The 15,946-nt window shown below is 66.6% G+C and carries 14 protein-coding genes; 6 read left to right on the top strand and 8 right to left on the bottom strand.

Annotated features, from left to right (window positions below):
- Positions 1–357: 357 nt before the first annotated feature.
- Complete coding sequence (locus tag ACFQ00_RS05845) at positions 358–852, top strand: MarR family winged helix-turn-helix transcriptional regulator (RefSeq protein ID WP_381487543.1); 495 nt, start codon at positions 358–360, stop codon at positions 850–852.
- Here ACFQ00_RS05845 and proC read toward each other — a convergent pair.
- A complete protein-coding gene (gene proC, locus ACFQ00_RS05840; RefSeq protein ID WP_381487540.1) occupies positions 849–1,652 on the bottom strand; it encodes a pyrroline-5-carboxylate reductase in 804 nt (267 codons plus the stop codon). The genes ACFQ00_RS05845 and proC overlap by 4 nt on opposite strands.
- Positions 1,653–1,757: 105 nt before the next feature.
- On the opposite strand from proC, the gene ACFQ00_RS05835 reads away from it, so the two are divergent.
- Complete coding sequence (locus ACFQ00_RS05835; protein ID WP_381487537.1) at positions 1,758–2,090, top strand: hypothetical protein; 333 nt, start codon at positions 1,758–1,760, stop codon at positions 2,088–2,090.
- Positions 2,091–2,147: 57 nt separating this feature from the next.
- Here the strand turns inward: ACFQ00_RS05835 and ACFQ00_RS05830 are convergent, their stop codons facing one another.
- The 4 genes from ACFQ00_RS05830 to ACFQ00_RS05815 form a co-directional block, all read right to left on the bottom strand.
- Positions 2,148–5,603 (bottom strand): indolepyruvate ferredoxin oxidoreductase family protein, encoded by a 3,456-nt coding sequence (locus tag ACFQ00_RS05830; RefSeq protein ID WP_381487534.1) that lies wholly within the window; start codon positions 5,601–5,603, stop codon positions 2,148–2,150.
- A gap of 196 nt (positions 5,604–5,799) precedes the next feature.
- On the bottom strand, positions 5,800–6,135 hold the full coding sequence (locus ACFQ00_RS05825) for a 2Fe-2S iron-sulfur cluster-binding protein (RefSeq protein ID WP_381487531.1): 336 nt from the start codon (positions 6,133–6,135) through the stop codon (positions 5,800–5,802).
- Positions 6,132–7,259 (bottom strand): cysteine desulfurase family protein, encoded by a 1,128-nt coding sequence (locus ACFQ00_RS05820; RefSeq protein WP_381487528.1) that lies wholly within the window; start codon positions 7,257–7,259, stop codon positions 6,132–6,134. Before ACFQ00_RS05820 ends, ACFQ00_RS05825 begins: the two co-directional genes overlap by 4 nt.
- On the bottom strand, positions 7,256–8,320 hold the full coding sequence (locus ACFQ00_RS05815; protein WP_381487526.1) for a cysteine desulfurase family protein: 1,065 nt from the start codon (positions 8,318–8,320) through the stop codon (positions 7,256–7,258). Before ACFQ00_RS05815 ends, ACFQ00_RS05820 begins: the two co-directional genes overlap by 4 nt.
- A 95-nt stretch (positions 8,321–8,415) precedes the next feature.
- On the opposite strand from ACFQ00_RS05815, the gene ACFQ00_RS05810 reads away from it, so the two are divergent.
- On the top strand, positions 8,416–9,063 hold the full coding sequence (locus ACFQ00_RS05810) for an alpha/beta hydrolase (protein WP_339708503.1): 648 nt from the start codon (positions 8,416–8,418) through the stop codon (positions 9,061–9,063).
- 59 nt (positions 9,064–9,122) lie between these two features.
- Here ACFQ00_RS05810 and ACFQ00_RS05805 read toward each other — a convergent pair whose 3' ends face one another.
- Together ACFQ00_RS05805 and ACFQ00_RS05800 are read right to left on the bottom strand one after the other, a co-directional pair.
- A complete protein-coding gene (locus ACFQ00_RS05805; RefSeq protein ID WP_381487876.1) occupies positions 9,123–10,208 on the bottom strand; it encodes a branched-chain amino acid aminotransferase in 1,086 nt (361 codons plus the stop codon).
- Positions 10,209–10,313: 105 nt separating this feature from the next.
- Positions 10,314–11,399 (bottom strand): anhydro-N-acetylmuramic acid kinase, encoded by a 1,086-nt coding sequence (locus ACFQ00_RS05800; protein WP_381487522.1) that lies wholly within the window; start codon positions 11,397–11,399, stop codon positions 10,314–10,316.
- A 32-nt stretch (positions 11,400–11,431) separates the two neighbouring features.
- On the opposite strand from ACFQ00_RS05800, the gene tyrS reads away from it, so the two are divergent.
- The 3 genes from tyrS to ACFQ00_RS05785 all read left to right on the top strand — a co-directional run bounded on the left by tyrS (position 11,432) and on the right by ACFQ00_RS05785 (position 15,059).
- On the top strand, positions 11,432–12,655 hold the full coding sequence (tyrS, locus tag ACFQ00_RS05795) for a tyrosine--tRNA ligase (RefSeq protein ID WP_381487520.1): 1,224 nt from the start codon (positions 11,432–11,434) through the stop codon (positions 12,653–12,655).
- Positions 12,656–12,784: 129 nt separating this feature from the next.
- A complete protein-coding gene (locus ACFQ00_RS05790) occupies positions 12,785–13,909 on the top strand; it encodes a C45 family autoproteolytic acyltransferase/hydolase (protein WP_381487517.1) in 1,125 nt (374 codons plus the stop codon).
- A gap of 1 nt (position 13,910) precedes the next feature.
- Complete coding sequence (locus ACFQ00_RS05785) at positions 13,911–15,059, top strand: M20 aminoacylase family protein (RefSeq protein ID WP_381487514.1); 1,149 nt, start codon at positions 13,911–13,913, stop codon at positions 15,057–15,059.
- A 3-nt stretch (positions 15,060–15,062) separates the two neighbouring features.
- Here the strand turns inward: ACFQ00_RS05785 and ACFQ00_RS05780 are convergent, their stop codons facing one another.
- Positions 15,063–15,938: a BKACE family enzyme gene (locus ACFQ00_RS05780; protein WP_381487510.1), complete on the bottom strand. Its 876-nt coding sequence runs from the start codon at positions 15,936–15,938 to the stop codon at positions 15,063–15,065.
- Between the last annotated feature and the right edge of the window lie 8 nt (positions 15,939–15,946).

The following is a 15,946-nucleotide window of genomic DNA, read 5'->3' as shown; positions in this document are numbered from 1 at the left end:
GATGCGCGCTACTTGCCCGTCCTTGCGAAACGGGAGAGGGCGTGACAATAAATGCGGCAGAAATAAATAGTGCCGTCAGAGCCTGAACACGCAATTTCATACTACATGCCTGTGCTTGGGGCCGGGACAAATCCCAGTCTCTTTTTGTCAACTTGCATTCCCCAACCGCGAGGGCGAATAAAACGCAAGTATTACAAAATCAAGTCGTTAAACAATCATTCCGGCTGGATGTTCAGTTTTAAAGCCGAAGTGTGACTCGGTTCACACGCCCTCGGTTGTTGGCACCAAGACCATGACAGGTCCGTACTGAGTTTTCGTACCTTCTCCCGCGGCGTAATCCGTGCAAGATGCGTCAATATGGCTGACTCTTTTTTGCCGCCGTCACCGCTGTTCCTGCGCGAGGCCGAGGTTCGCCGCGGCATCGAACTTCTGTATTTCGGCTATTCCAGCCTGATCAAGCGCGCGGACGACAAGCTTGCCGGCACGCCCTATGGCCGCGCGCATCACCGTGCGCTGTATTTCATGGCGCGCCAGCCGGGGCTGACTGTCTCGGAGCTCTTGCGGTTGCTCGACATCACCAAGCAATCGCTTGGGCGGGTGCTGACCGATCTTCAAGATAACGGGCTTGTCGAGCAGAAAGTCGGCGAGCGGGACCGGAGGCAGCGCCGGCTTTTCCTGACCGAAGCGGGCAAGACGTTCGAGCATGAACTCTTCGATCTTTTGCGCCGGCGTATGGCCGAGGCCTATGCCGAGGCCGGGCAGCAGGCGGTGGGCGGCTTCTGGTCGGTTCTGCGTGGACTGCTGCCGCCCGATCTGCGCGAGGCGGTGGCCGACTTGCAGCAGGGCGATTAGCGGCCTTCCGCGAGTTCCTTCGAGCGACCGGCAGCAGCGCGGACGGCGGCGCGGACCAGCGCGGGAAGGCCGGGATCGGCGTCCAGCGCTTCGAGGCCGGCCTGCGTCGTGCCGCCCGGAGAAGTGACGGCGGCGCGGAGATCGCGGGGGCTGCGGGGATCGACTTCCGCAAGGGCCGAAGCACCTACAACGGTGGCGCGGGCGAGCTTTTCGGCGAGTTCGGACGGGAGGCCCGCGGCTTCGCCGGCGGCGGCGAGGGCTTCGATGAAGCGGAAGACGTAAGCGGGGCCGGAGCCGGAGACGGCGGTGACAGCGTCGAACTGGTTTTCCGATTCGAGCCAGACGACCGATCCGGTGCGTTCGAAGAGATTTTCGACCGAGACGCGTGCGGCGTCAGAGAGGCCGTTGGCGTAAAGCGCGGTGACGCCCTTACCGACGGCCGCGGGCGTGTTGGGCATGGCGCGGACGGGTACGGCTTCGCCCGCGAAAGCGGCGAGATCGGCGAGCATCGTGCCCGCCATGATCGAGACGACGACCGTTTCAGGGCCAACAAGCGCCGGGAGCCCCGCAAGCGCGGTCGGCGCGACCTGCGGCTTCACGGCGAGCACGACCACATCGGGACGCGGCAGCACGCCCGCAGGCAGGGCCGGAAGATGCTCGACACCCTCCGGCAACTGCGGCGAACCCGGATCGACGACGACGATCGTTTCGGCGACACCGACCCACCGCGCCAGCAGCGCGCTCCCCATGTTGCCGCAGCCGATCAGCCACAGCGTTCGAATTTTGTTCTCGTTCTGCATAGTCGATGCGCTCCTTAACCGGGCCGGACCACGACCGCAATCGCGAGTTTCGGAACCAACGGGGCAGCGCGTTGTTATGGGGGGACTGAGGATAAGGAGATCGCCATGCAATCGAGGGTATTTCGAATCGCCACCGCGGCTGCGGCACTGACGGCGTTCAGCGGGCTCGCCGCGTGCAACAGCCCGACCGAGCAGAAGGCGGAAGACCGCGCCGACGCCATCGAGAACCAGGCCGACACGATGCGCGACAGCGCGGACGCACAGGCGGACCAGATGGAAGATACCGCCGACACCATGGACCCGACACTGGACGGGGTCGATTCGACCGCTGAACAGTCGATGGAAAATCAGGCCGAAGCCGTCCGCAAGGCGGGCGAAGCGAAGGCTGATGCCATGGAAAACAAGGCTGACGCCGTCCGCGACGCTGCCGACAAGTAAGCCGCGGTCTCACAAAAAGGCCCGGCGCCGCATCTGCGGGCCGGGCCTTTTTTCTTTTCAGGCGGCCTGCCGAAGCTCTTCGCCCGGCCACTTCGCCCAGAGCGCAGCAGCGCGCGCCGCGACTTTCTTCGCGGCCTCTTCCTTGACGGGCCCATAGCCGCGCACATCGAGCGGCAATGACGCGATCGACGTGGCGAGCGCGACGTTATCGGCGCGGAGCCCGGCGATCAGGCGATCGAGATCGGTCTCGAACGCGGGAATGGCCGCGCGCTCGTCTTTCCGTTCCTGCGAATAACCGAAGATATCGAACGGCGTGCCACGAAGGCCTTTCAGCTTCGCCAGCACCTTGAACACCGGCATGATCCACGCGCCGAACTCGTACTTCTTCGGGCGCCCCGTGCGCGGATCGGGCCGCGCGAACAGCGGCGGGGAAAGCTGAACCTTCATCTTGTAGTCGCCGCCGAACTGCTGGCCGATCGCCGCCGCGAAACGGCCGTCGGTGTAAAGCCGGCCGACTTCGTATTCGTCCTTATACGCCATCAGCTTGTAGAGCGACCGCGCCGCTGCCTGCGTCAGGCATTCGCTGTCCGGGTTCGCCGCCTGCTCGGCCGCACGCACCGCCGCGATCCGGGCAGCGTAACGGCTGGCATAGGCCGCGTCCTGGTAAGCCGTGAGGTCTTTCACGCGGCGCGCGATCAGTTCGTCCAGCGTTTCGGAAAGCGGCTCGGGCGCCGGGCCCTTCGCCTCCTCGACCATCGCCATCACCTTGTCGGGCCGGTGCGCGAGCAGCCGCCCGAGCGCGAACGCGCGCTTGTTGAAGGGGATGGCAACGGCGTTCAGATCGATCGCCGCATCGATGCTTGCCAGCGCGAGCGGGATGAGACCCTGCTGCCACGCATAGCCAAGCATCAGCATGTTGGTGCCGATGGCGTCCCCGAGCAGCGCCGTCGCGATCTCGTCCGCCTTCACGAACGTGGTGGCGTTCGGGTTCGCGGCCTTGCGGATCGCGCGCTCGATGGCGGCGTTCTGGAAATCGAGATCGCGGTTGCGAACGAAATCGCTGACCGGCGAGATGTTCGCGTTCGCGACCACCGCCGTGCGGTTCGGCAGCATCAGGTTCTGCGCCGCCTTGTCCGCCGCGACCACCGCATCGAAGGCGAGCACGAGATCCGCCGAGCCGGCGATGATGCGCGGGCTGAGAAGCTGATCGTTGCGATCGGCGAGGCGGACGTGGCTGTAGACCGCCCCGCCCTTCTGCGCGAGACCCGCCATGTCGGCCGTGGTCGACGCCTTGCCTTCGAGGTGCGCGGCCATGCCGAGCAGCGCCGAGATCGTCAGCACGCCGGTGCCGCCGATGCCGGTGACGAAGATGTTGTAGCCGTGGCCGGGCGCGTTCAGCGCCGGCTGCGGCACGTCCGACAGGTCCACGTCGGCCGACTTCGCCTTTTTGATCTGTGCGCCTTCAACGGTGACGAAGCTGGGGCAGAAGCCCTTCAGGCACGAGAAATCCTTGTTGCAGCTCGACTGGTTGATGCGGCGCTTGCGGCCGAATTCGGTCTCCACCGGCTCCACCGACACGCAGTTCGACTGCACCGAGCAATCGCCGCAGCCTTCGCAGACGGCAGTGTTGATGAACACGCGGCGATCGGGATCGGGGAACTTGCCCTTCTTGCGGCGGCGGCGCTTTTCTGCGGCGCAGGTCTGGTCGTAGATGATGACCGTGGTGCCCTTGGTCTCGCGGAACTCGTTCTGGATCGCGGGGAGATGATCGCGGTCCTTCACCGGCACGCCGGAGACGGTTTCGCCCTCGTAGCGCGACATATCCTCGGTGAGGACGACGACCTTCTTCGCGCCTTCGGCCTGCATCTGCGCGGCGATCTGCGCCACGGTGATGTCGCCGTCGTGCGGCTGGCCGCCGGTCATGGCGACGGCATCGTTGTAGAGGATCTTGTAGGTGATGTTGACGCCCGCCGCGATCGACTGGCGCACGGCGAGTATGCCGGAGTGGAAATAGGTGCCGTCGCCGAGGTTCGCGTAGATGTGCGGCTCGTCGACGAACGGCGCCTCGCCGATCCACGGCACGCCCTCCCCGCCCATCTGCGTGAAGTTGCCGGTATCCCGGTCCATCCACATCGACATGATGTGACAGCCGATGCCCGCGAGCGCACGGCTACCCTCCGGCACCTTCGTGGAGGTGTTGTGCGGACAGCCCGAGCAGAAATAGGGCGCGCGCTTGATCGGCGGCGCATAGCTTTCCGCCGTTTTCGCCCGCTCTTCGAAGAAGGCGAGACGGGCGCGGATGCGGTCCGTATCGTGATACTTCTGGATGCGGCTGGCGATCACGTGCGCGATCATGCCGGGGGTCAGCTCGTTATCGGGATTGAGCAGCCATTCGCCGTGCTCATCCTGCTTGCCGACGATGCGCGGGCGCACATCCTCGCGCCAGTTGTAGAGCTGCCAGCGGACCTGATGCTCGATGAACTCGCGCTTTTCCTCGATGATGAGGATTTCCTCGAGCCCTTCGCAGAACTGGCGGATGCCGTCAGGCTCCAGCGGCCAGGGCATACCGACCTTGTAGATACGAAGGCCGATGTCGCGCGCCACGCGCTCGTCGATGCCGAGCGCATCGAACGCTTCCATCGTATCGGCATAGGCCTTGCCGGTGGTGATGATGCCGAAGCGGGGGCGCGGCGTATCCCACACCGTGCGATCGATGCCGTTCGCCTTGGCGAAGGCCATCGCGGCGAAGCCCTTGTAGCGCTGAAGACGCGTGTCTTCTTCGCGCCAGATATCGCCTTCGCGGATACCGAGGCCGCCTTCGGGCATTTCGAAGTCGCCCGGCACGATGATACGGCGATGTTCCTTCGCAAGATCGATCGTCGCGGAGGTTTCGACGGTGTCGGCGGTCGCCTTGAAGCCGACCCACGTGCTGGCGAAGCGCGACATGGCGATGCCGAGCAGGCCGTATTCGACATATTCGTCGACGCTCGCCGGATAGAGGAACGGCACGAAGGCGGCGAGGAAGTTGTGATCCGACTGGTGCGGCAACGTGGAGGACTTGGCGCCGTGATCGTCGCCCACGATGGCGAGGACGCCGCCGTGCTGCGACGTACCCGCCGCGTTCGCGTGCTTCAGTACGTCCATCGCACGGTCGAGGCCGGGGCCCTTGCCGTACCAGATACCGAAGACGCCATCGAACTTGCGGTGCGGATTGAGGCCGACATGCTGCGTGCCCCAGACGGCGGTGGCGCCAAGCTCTTCATTGACGCCGGGGACGAAGCGGATGTCCTGCGCTTCGAGGAGTTTCTTCGCGCGCCAAAGCTCCTGATCGTAGGTGCCGAGCGGCGAGCCGCGATAGCCGGAGATGAAACCGGCGGTGTTGATGCCGGCGGTGCGATCGCGCGCCTTCTGGATGAGGGGGAGCCTGACCAGCGACTGCACGCCGCTCATGAACACGCGCCCGTCTTCGAGCAGGTACTTGTCGCTGAGCGTGATGGCGGGCTTCGTGGCCATGTGTTGATTCTCCCTCAATAGGTCAGTTATACTGCCTTATCCTTTTTCACGCAAGAATATTACAACGCGCCAATGCCGGTTTTTTGGCTGATATCGGCGTTAAAACCCCCATTATGGGCAGATACCACTCCAGAAATCTTATCCGTTGGCAGAATTCTTCTCCAAACCCGACTGCACGCCGAAAGAAAGACAGAATCTAGCGACTTTGCATGTTCACCGCGCCCGCGGGCATCCGCATCTCAAGCTCCGGCAGGTCTTCCGATGTGTAAAGCTGGCAGGCAAGCCGGGAATTGCGCGCAACGCCATAGGCAAAGTCCAGCATGTCCTCCTCCTCCACGCTCGGACGCGGCAGCAGCGCGGCGTGCCGTTCCGCGACGATGACGTGGCAGGTCGAGCAGGCCATGTAGCCTTCGCAGACGCCCTCCAACGGCTGATCATTCAGCTGCGCGATTTCCAGCACGCGCTCGCCGGGCTTTGCTTCCACCTCGACGACATTGGCGCCATCCGCCGATATGAACCGCACCAGCGTCACGCCGCCGTCCTCCGCTGCATCAGCACGGCATCGCCGATCATGGCGGCGGCGGCGCGCACCTCGTCTTCCGTCGAAAAACGGCCCCAGCCGATGCGGAGGCTCGCCTTCGCCTGCGCGCGGCTGAGCCCGAGCGCTTCGAGAACGTGGCTGTGCCGCCCCTTCGCGCTGGCGCACGCCGCGCCCGACGAGATGGAAAGGCGGCGCAGGTCCGCGATCAGGCGGTCGCCGTCCAGCCCTTCGAAGCGCAGGTTGATGTTGCCGCGCCAGCGGTGCGTGGCGCTGCCGTTGATCGCGTGGGGCACATGGAGCGCGGCGAGGAAGGCATCCCACAGTGCTTCGGCATGGGCGGCATCCTCGGCCATGCGCGCGGCGGCGATCTCGGCGGCCTTGCCGAAGCCGACAGCGAGCGGCGCGGCGAGCGTGCCGGAACGCAGGCCCCCGCCCTCCTGCCCGCCGCCGTGCATCTGCGGTTCGAGATCGAGACCGGGGCGGAGGACGAGCGCGCCGATGCCCTTGGGACCGTAGATCTTGTGCGCCGACAGGCTCATGAGATCGATGCCGAGCGCCCGCATATCGAGCGGGATCTTGCCGAAGCCCTGCGCCGCGTCGCAGTGGAACAAGGCTCCGGCGGCGTGCGCGGCGGCGGCGATCTCTGCGAGCGGCTGGATGACGCCGATTTCGTTGTTGACCGCCATGATGGAGACGAGCGCGACGTCCGGGCCGAGCGCGGCTTCGAGCGCGGCGAGGTCGACGAGACCGTCCGCGCCGACGCCGAGCACGGTGAGGTCGAAGCCCTGCGTCTCCAGGAAGCGCGCGGTTTCGAGGACGCAGCTGTGCTCCGTGGCGACGGTGACGAGACGGCGGCGGCCGGCGCGGGCCATGACGCCCTTCAATGCGAGATTGTTCGCTTCGGTGGCACCGCTTGTGAAAACAATGGATTCCGAATCGATATTGAGAAGTTGCGCGAGGTGTCCGCGCGCGACGTCCACGGCGGCTTCAGCCTCCCACCCGTAGCGATGGTTGCTGTGCGGATTGCCGAACTTCGCGGTCCAGAACGGCTGCATCGCCGCGACGACGGCGGGGTCCGCGGGGGTGGTCGCCTGATAGTCGAGATAGATGTTCATGCCGCCCGCCTTGCCGCCGCGAGCGTTTGCCACGTGTCGCAGAAGGCGTCGATCTCGGCCTCGGTCGTCGTCCAGCCGAGGCTGACGCGGATCACCTCCGCCGCGGCGGCGCCCATGCCCATCGTGGCGAGCACGTGGCTCGCGCCGACCTTGCCCGAGGAGCAGGCCGAGCCGCTGGAAACGGCAATGCCCGCCATGTCGAAACGGATGAGCTGGGTGGCGGCGGGGACGCCCGCCATGCGGATCATGCTCGTCGTCGGCAGGCGCGGCGCGGTTGCGGCGACGATCTCGGCGCCGAGGGCCGTGAGGCGCGCCTCCATGCGGTCGCGGAGAGCGCCCGCGCGGGCGAGCCAGGCGGTGTCCGCGCGGCGGGCTTCGAGCGCGGCGGCGAAACCGGCGATGCCGACGAGATTCTCGGTGCCGCCGCGAAGCCCACGCTCCTGCCCCCCACCCTTCTGGATCGCGGCGAAATCGTCCGCGCAGCGCACGACAAGCGCGCCGACACCCGGCGGGCCGCCGAGCTTGTGCGCCGAGACAGCGACGAAATCGGCGGGCGGGAGCGGGAGCTTTCCGGCGGTCTGCACGGCATCGCAAACGACGCGGGCACCGGTGGCGTGGGCGGTTTCGACGATCTCCGCTACGGGCTGGATGACACCGGTTTCGTTGTTGGCGTGGCTGACGGCGAGGAGGTCGCCCGCCGCCAGCGCCGGAAGCCGGGCGAGACCGTTCGCGTCCACGGGGACGATCAGGGCGTCCGGCGCGGCGGCGAGGACGGCGGCATGTTCGGTCGCAAGGGCGAGGCGGCGGCCGGCTTTCGCGCCATTGAGCGCGAGCGCGAGCGCCTCGGTGCCGCCGCTGGTGAACACGATCTGCTGCGGAAAGGCGCCGAGCGCGGCGGCGATGCGGTCGCGACAGTCTTCCAGAAGTGCCTTCGCGCGGCGCCCCTCGGCATGGACGGACGACGGATTCGCCCATGCGCGCGCGGCCTCGGCCATCGCGTCCGCAGCGGCCGGCGACATCGGCGCCGTGGCATTCCAGTCGAGATAGATTCGCTGCGTCAAATCACTGCCTTGCTGAGCGCGACTCATTCATTGAGTCCGGAAGGGTGTTTCCTATATAGGGATGCGCTTTCACGCGCACAGTATCAGGACCATCGATGCCCGAAGTGATTTTCCCCGGACCGGAAGGCCGGCTCGAGGGACGCTATCAGCCCGGCAACAAGCCGCGCTCGCCCGTCGCCATTCTGCTCCACCCGCACCCGCAGGGCGGCGGCACGATGAACAACGCCATCGTGCAGGCGATGTACCAGTCGTTCGTGCGGCGCGGCTTCGCGACGCTGCGCTTCAACTTCCGCGGCGTCGGCCGCAGCCAGGGGACGTTCGACCAGGGTGTCGGCGAGCTTTCGGACGCGGCGAGCGCGCTCGACTGGCTCCAGCAGTTCAACCCCGAGGCGCCGGTCACATGGGTGGGCGGCTTCAGCTTCGGCGCGTGGATCGGGATGCAGCTGCTGATGCGCCGCCCGGAGATCAAGGGCTTCATCTCGGTGGCGCCGCCGGCGAACATGTACGACTTCGGCTTCCTCGCCCCCTGCCCGTCCTCGGGCCTCATCGTGCAGGGCCTCGCCGACGAGGTGGTGGCGCACGGCGCGGTTCAGAAGCTCGTCGACAAGCTAAAGACGCAGAAGCACATCACGATCACGTACGAGACCGTTCCCGGCGCGAACCACTTCTTCGCGAACGAAATGAACGAGCTGATGGGCGTGATCGACGCCTACCTCGATATGCGGCTCGCGACCGACCGCTAGGAACCGAACAAAAAAAGCCCCCGGCCTCAGACGAGGCCGGGGGCTTTTCTTTTTTACGATCAGCCGACCTTGTGGATCCAGCCGCGCTCGTCATTCGACTCGCCGCGCTGGATGCCGACGAGCGCCTCGCGCAGCTTCTGCGTGACCGGGCCGGTCGTCGTGCCGTCGCCGATGGTGAACTCGCCGCCGCGATAGCGCACCGTGCCGATCCCGGCGACGACGGCCGCCGTGCCGCACGCGAACACCTCGCGCAGACGGCCGCTTTCCGCGTCCGCCTTCCATTCATCGAAGCTGTAGGGCTTCTCTTCCACCTTGAGGCCGTCGCCGCGCGCCAGTTCGATCAGCGAGGCGCGCGTGATGCCGGGGAGGATCGTGCCGAGCGGTGGCGTGATGATGCTGCCGTCGTCCATCACGAAGAAGACGTTCATGCCGCCCAGCTCCTCGACCCAGCGGCGCTCGGCCGCATCGAGGAACACGACCTGATCGCAGCCCTGACGGGTTGCTTCGGCCTGCGCGACGAGGCTGCCCGCATAGTTGCCGCCGCACTTCGCAGCGCCGGTGCCACCCGGCGCCGCGCGGGTGAAATTGTCCGAAACCCAGATCGTGACCGGCTTGCCGCCGCCCTTGAAGTAGGGGCCGACGGGGCTTGCGATCACGCAGAAGATATAGTGCGCGGCGGGCTTCACCCCGAGGAACACCTCGTCCGCGAACATGAACGGGCGGAGGTACAGGCTGCCCTCGCCGTCCGGAATCCAGTCGCGATCGGCGGCGACGAGCTTCTCAACCGCCTCGACGAAGAGCGCTTCGGGAATGCGCGGCATCGCCATGCGGTCCGCCGACTCGTTGAACCGGCGCGCGTTCTCTTCGGGGCGGAACATGGTGACCTCACCGCCGCGGCCGCGATACGCCTTCATGCCTTCGAAGATTTCCTGCGCGTAGTGCAGCACGGCGGCCGCCGGATCGAGCGAGAACGGCGCGCGGGCACGCACCTCGGCATTGTGCCAGCCTTTGCCCTCACTCCATTCGATCGTCACCATGTGATCGGTGAAGAGCTTTCCGAATCCGGGGTTTTCAATCAGCTTCGCACGCTCCGCGGCGGGGACCGGAGTCGCGGGGGTAACGCGGAATTCAAGACCGGATGTCATCATTCTCTCCTTAAAACTCGTTCAGGCCGCGGTCCCAGCGACGACTCGCGTGCTTTGTTAGAAAATTGCGCGGGCCTTTGGCAAGCCATCCACCATACAGACGCGTCAGGGCTGGAAGATGACACCGCCCACGGTGGGCGACGGTACGCCCGTGGTGCCGGGAAAGCTGATGGGCAGGTCGCGGAGGCGCCGCACCGCCATGTAGGCGAAGCCTTCCGCCTCCATCGCATCGCCCCGCCAGCCGACGGCCTCGACGGGATCGGCGGCTACACCCGTGCGCTCGGCGAGCATCCGCATCAGCGTGGCGTTGTGCCGTCCGCCGCCGGTGACGAGCAGTCGCGCCGGGCGCACTGGCAGATGGGCGAGCGCGAGACGGACGGTTTCCGCCGTGAAGGCGGTGAGCGTCGCCGCGCCATCCTCGAACGACAGGCCGCTGACGGCGTTCAGCGAGAAATCGTGGCGATCGAGCGACTTGGGCGGCGGCAGCGCGAACCAATCGAGGGCCGTCATGCGCGCCAGCACCTCTTCATGAACAACGCCGGACGCCGCGATCGCGCCGCCCGCATCGTGGCTGAGACCGCGCGCCGCCAGCACCCAGTCGTCGATAAGCGCGTTGGCGGGGCCGGTATCGAAGGCGATCATCTGATCGTCGGCGCCAAGGAAGGTGATGTTGCCGACGCCGCCGAGATTGAGCACGGCAATCGCCCCGCCAAGCCCGGAAGCGAGCGCACGGTGATAGACGGGGAGCAGCGGCGCGCCCTGCCCACCTGCCTTCACATCGGCTGAACGAAGGTCTGCGACCACGGTGAGGCCGAGCGTGTGGGCCAGCGCCGCGCCGTCGCCGATCTGCCATGTCCAGCCGCGCTCCGGCCGATGCGCGATGGTCTGGCCGTGGAAGCCGACGACGTCCGCAGGCGCGCCATCAAGCAGGGTGCGCACGGCATCGGCGTGCAGTGCGGTGATTTCCGCCGCGGCGGCGTCGATCACCGGGTCCGCCCCCGGCGCTTCCATCGCCAGCGCGCGCTCGATGGAGGCGCGAAGCTTTTCGCGGGTGCTTTCACCGTAGGGAACGCTGAGGAAACCGAGCGGGCGGACGTGCCCCTCGCCGTCCGTTTCGATGAGCGCGGCGTCGATGCCGTCCATCGACGTGCCGGACATCAGGCCGACGGCGCGATAAAGCCCGCTACTCATACGCTCACCCTCATGCTATGCGCCCGGCCGCTATGACCCAATTCAAGTCCGATCTCCTACGCCTGCTCGATGCGCGCGGCTATATCCATCAGCAGACCGACGCGGCGGCGCTCGATGCGCTTGCGGTGAAGCAGGTCGTTCCGGGCTATATCGGCTTCGATCCGACGGCGCCCTCGCTGCATGTCGGCAGCCTCGTGCAGATCATGCTGCTGCGCCGTCTCCAGCAGACCGGCCACAAGCCGATCGTGCTGATGGGCGGCGGCACCGGCAAGATCGGCGACCCGAGCTTCAAGGACGAAGCACGGCGGCTGATGACGAGCGAGACGATCGCGGGCAACGTCGCCTCGATCAAGCGCATCTTCGAGAAGTTCCTGACCTTCGGCGACGGGCCGACCGACGCGGTGATGCTCGACAATGCCGAGTGGCTCGATCGGCTCGAATACATCCCGTTCCTGCGCGACATCGGCCAGCACTTCTCGGTGAACCGGATGCTGAGCTTCGATTCGGTGAAGCTGCGGCTGGAGCGCGAGCAGTCGCTGAGCTTCCTTGAATTCAACTACATGATCCTGCAGGCCTACGACTTCCTCGAACTGTCGCGCCGCGCCGCCTGCCGCCTGCAGATGGGCGGATCGGACCAGTGGGGCAACATCGTGAACGGTGTCGAACTCGCGCGCCGCGTGGACGGCGCCGAAGTGTTCGGCGTGACGACGCCGCTCATCACCACCGCCGACGGCGGCAAGATGGGCAAGACGATGGCGGGCGCCGTATGGCTCAATGAGGATTCGCTTCCCGCCTACGATTACTGGCAGTTCTGGCGGAACACGCACGATGCCGACGTCGGCCGGTTCCTGAAGCTGTTCACCGATGTGCCGCTCGATGAGATCGCGCGGCTGGAAGCGCTGGAAGGCGCTGAGATCAACGCCGCCAAGGAAGCACTCGCGAACGCGGCGACGGCGATGTGCCGGGGCGAGGACGCGGCCGTGGGCGCGGCGGAAACCGCGCGCGCGACGTTTGCCGAAGGCGGCGCGGGCGAAGACCTGCCGCATATCGCTGCCTCTGCTCCGATCCCACTCGTCGACGCGCTCGTCGATCTCGGCCTCTCCGCCTCGAAGGGTGAAGCGCGCCGCCTGATCACGCAGGGCGGCGCCCGCGTGAACGGCGAGGCCGTGACGGACCCGGCCGCGACCGTCTCGGGCACCGGCGCGGTGCGCGTGTCGGCGGGCAAGAAGCGCCATGGCGTGGTGAACTTCGGGTAAGGGCAACGTCCCCCGAGGACGATTTTCGCGCCTTGTCTCTCCAGCGGGACACTCTAATATGACCAATGGGTCACATAAGAGTGTCCCGCTGCCGTTCGGATGGAACGGCTTCCGATGGAAGGGGCAATCGTGTCGGCGCCATTACGCAAAATCAGCATTTCCGGTGACGGCAGAACCCGGGGAAGACAGCACGGCGAGGAACTGCGCGATCTGGTGCACGCGCATCAGGCGCGCTGGGCGGACTCGATGCGCGCCGACCTCGACATGCCGGTCGATGCCTACCTCGCGCGTCTTTTCGGAGAGACACGCTTCCTGCCCGCGATCGAACGCCACACGCCGGACCTTCTGGAAGAGGTGCGCGGCATCGCGGAGGGCGCGGGCGCGGATTTCGGCGTCACACTCGCGCGGCAGCTGAGCGACGAGGAGCCGTGGTTTCGCCGCAAGATCAAGCTGGAAACGACGGCGGGCCGGGGCTGCACGGCGATCGGCGTTGACGTGGGTAGCGACGCGCCGACGCTGATCGCGCAGAACATGGACATGCCGAAATGGTGCGACGGCCATCAGATCCTGGTGGATGTCGACGACCACGTCAGCGGCACCCGCGCGCTGGTGTTCACGCTGGCCGGCAAGCTCTCGCTGAATGGCCTCAACGCGCACGGCGTCGGCATCTGCTGCAACGGCATGTCGCAGCTCGATCATGCCATCGACGGCCTTCCCGAAGACTTCGTCGTGCGCGGATTCCTGACCCGAAAGTCACTCGAAGAAGGGCTCGGCTTCATGCGATCGATCCGGCACGCCTCCGGGCAGAACTATGTGGTCGGCGGGCCCGGGGGCAGAGCGATCGACATCGAGGTTTCGGCGGATCGCGTCGTCGAATGGCGACCGGACGCGGACGCCCAGATGGTGTTCCACACCAACCACCCGCTCGCGAACGGCGACCAGACGATCTACCGCCAGCAGGCAGACGGGCTCGATGAGGCCATGCGACGGCGGCTGTTCTACGGCACCTCGCATCTGCGCATGGCGGTGCTTGGCGCCCGTTTCACCGCGCCCTATGATCGCATCGACATGGACGGCATCAGGGCTGCGCTATCCGACCACAACGGCCCGGTGTGCCGGCACGGCGAGGTCGAGGGCATGACCGATCACTACACGATAGGCTGCATGATCATGGAACTCGATGCCTTGCCCCGGCTGCACATCGCGCCCGGCCCGCCCTGCGAGACGCCGTTCGAGACGCACGGGTTCGCATAGCATGGAGCAGGACCACGCCTGGCTGACGGCGCTTCGCCGCGACATCCACCAGCACCCGGAGCTTGCGTTTCGTGAAACGCGCACGGCGGAGATCGTGGCGCGCGAACTGACCCGCATGGGCATTCCCGTCCGCACCGGCATCGGCGGCACGGGCGTGGTCGGCACGCTCAGCGCCGGAACCTCGGGCCGCAGCATCGCCCTGCGCGCGGACATGGACGCGCTGCCGATGCAGGAGGATTCCGGCGTGCCGCACCAGTCGGTATATCCCGGCGCCTTTCATGGCTGCGGACACGACGGGCACACGGCGATGCTGCTGGGCGCGGCTGAGCAACTCGCCCGCACACGCGCGTTCGACGGCACCGTGCATTTCATCTTCCAGCCGGCGGAGGAAGGCGAAGGCGGCGCGGTCGCCATGCTGAACGACGGGCTGCTGCGGGACTTTCCCGCCGAGCAGATATTCGGGCTGCACAATTGGCCGGGAATGCCGCTCGGCCATTTCGCGACGCGGCCCGGCCCGATGATGGCCGCCTTCGCGAAGTTCGATATCCGCATCGACGGCAAGGGCGGGCACGCCGCACTGCCGCATGAATCGACCGACCAGATTCTCGCCGCCTCCGCGCTGGTGCAGGCTCTGCAGAGCATCGTGTCGCGAACGCTCAATCCGATCGATCCTGCGGTGGTCAGCGTCACGCAGTTTCACGCAGGCTCGGCCTACAACGTGCTGCCGGGCAGCGCCGCGCTCGCCGGGTGCACGCGCTATTTCTCCGATGCGGCGGGCGAGACGATCGCCGCGCGGCTGCGCGCCATCGCGGCAGAAACGGCGGCGACGTTCGACGCCACGGCGGATGTCCAGATCGATCAGGTCTACACCGCGCTCGTCAACGATGCGGGTGCGGCGCGCCTGTGCGCGGATGTCGCCGCGTCGCTCGTCGGCAGCGCGCAGGTGGATGCGGACTGTGCACCGATCATGGCCTCGGAAGATTTCGCGTTCATGCTGCGCGAACGGCCGGGGTGCTACATCCTGATGGGCACGGGCGACGGCGACCACGGCTGCATGGTCCACAACCCCGCCTATGATTTCAACGATGCGGCGCTGCCGATCGGCGTGTGCTACTGGGTGCGGCTCGTGGAAACCCGCCTCGCCGCCTGACGGCTAAGCTTGCAGAGCCAGCATTTCGCGCGCCCGCGCCGGCGTCGCGAGCGGATAGCCGAGATCCTCGACGATGCGCCGGGCCTTCTCGCACAGCGGCGCATTGCCTTCGGCGAGGACGCCCTTCGACAGATAGATATTGTCTTCGAGACCGACGCGGACGTGCCCGCCGGTCAGCGCCGAAAGCGCGACCATCGGAAACGACGACGCGCCGACGCCGAACGCCGTCCACACCGCGCCCTCCGGCAGCATCGCCTTGCCGAGGAGGATCGACTCGACGCTCACCGGCCACCCGTATTTGAGGCCGAGCACGAAGGAGAACATCGCGGGCGCCGGGAAGGCGTGGGTGCGCATCAGGTCGCGCGCGAGCACCAGGTCGCCGGGATTGAAGATCTCGATCTCGGGCTTGCTGCCCGCCGCCAGCATCGCATCGGCCATGATCGCCGTGTTCGCCGGCGTGTTGATGACGACCTGTTCGCCCGAATTCATCGTGTTGAGATCGAGCGTGCAGATTTCCGGCTTCAGCGCGGTGATGTGCGGCACACGCTCGAGCGGCGGCAGCAGGCTGGTGCCTTCGGCGGCGATGCGCGGATTGTCGCGGTCCGGCACGAAGCGGCCGCCGGGGCCGGTCGTCAGGTTGAGCACGATGTCGCATCCGGCATCGCGAACGCGGGCGACCACCTCCGCATAGTGCGCGACCTCCATCGAGGGGCGGCCGGTTTCGGGATCTCGAACATGGATGTGCGCGATCGCCGCACCGGCCTTTGCCGATGCGATGGTCTCCTCGGCGATCTGTTGCGGCGTGATCGGGAGCCACGGCGTCTGCTCGGGCCGGGTGATGTTGCCGGTGACGGCGGCGGTGAGGATGATGTCGCGCATGGCCCGTG

The organism is Sphingosinicella xenopeptidilytica (assembly GCF_042676985.1).
In the GTDB taxonomy this organism is placed as follows: Bacteria; Pseudomonadota; Alphaproteobacteria; order Sphingomonadales; family Sphingomonadaceae; genus Sphingosinicella; species Sphingosinicella xenopeptidilytica.
Note: the sequence above shows the minus strand (reverse complement) of the source record. Positions and strands in the feature narration are given on the sequence as shown.

Bases quoted from the DNA above. Each gene is read 5' to 3' on its own strand.
- ACFQ00_RS05845 (WP_381487543.1), top strand. From the start codon at position 358: ATGGCTGACTCTTTTTTGCCGCCGTCACCGCTGTTCCTGCGCGAGGCC.
- proC (WP_381487540.1), bottom strand. From the start codon at position 1,652: ATGCAGAACGAGAACAAAATTCGAACGCTGTGGCTGATCGGCTGCGGC.
- ACFQ00_RS05835 (WP_381487537.1), top strand. From the start codon at position 1,758: ATGCAATCGAGGGTATTTCGAATCGCCACCGCGGCTGCGGCACTGACG.
- ACFQ00_RS05830 (WP_381487534.1), bottom strand. From the start codon at position 5,603: ATGGCCACGAAGCCCGCCATCACGCTCAGCGACAAGTACCTGCTCGAA.
- ACFQ00_RS05820 (WP_381487528.1), bottom strand. From the start codon at position 7,259: ATGAACATCTATCTCGACTATCAGGCGACCACCCCCGCGGACCCCGCC.
- ACFQ00_RS05810 (WP_339708503.1), top strand. From the start codon at position 8,416: ATGCCCGAAGTGATTTTCCCCGGACCGGAAGGCCGGCTCGAGGGACGC.
- ACFQ00_RS05805 (WP_381487876.1), bottom strand. From the start codon at position 10,208: ATGACATCCGGTCTTGAATTCCGCGTTACCCCCGCGACTCCGGTCCCC.
- ACFQ00_RS05800 (WP_381487522.1), bottom strand. From the start codon at position 11,399: ATGAGTAGCGGGCTTTATCGCGCCGTCGGCCTGATGTCCGGCACGTCG.
- tyrS (WP_381487520.1), top strand. From the start codon at position 11,432: ATGACCCAATTCAAGTCCGATCTCCTACGCCTGCTCGATGCGCGCGGC.
- ACFQ00_RS05785 (WP_381487514.1), top strand. From the start codon at position 13,911: ATGGAGCAGGACCACGCCTGGCTGACGGCGCTTCGCCGCGACATCCAC.
- ACFQ00_RS05780 (WP_381487510.1), bottom strand. From the start codon at position 15,938: ATGCGCGACATCATCCTCACCGCCGCCGTCACCGGCAACATCACCCGG.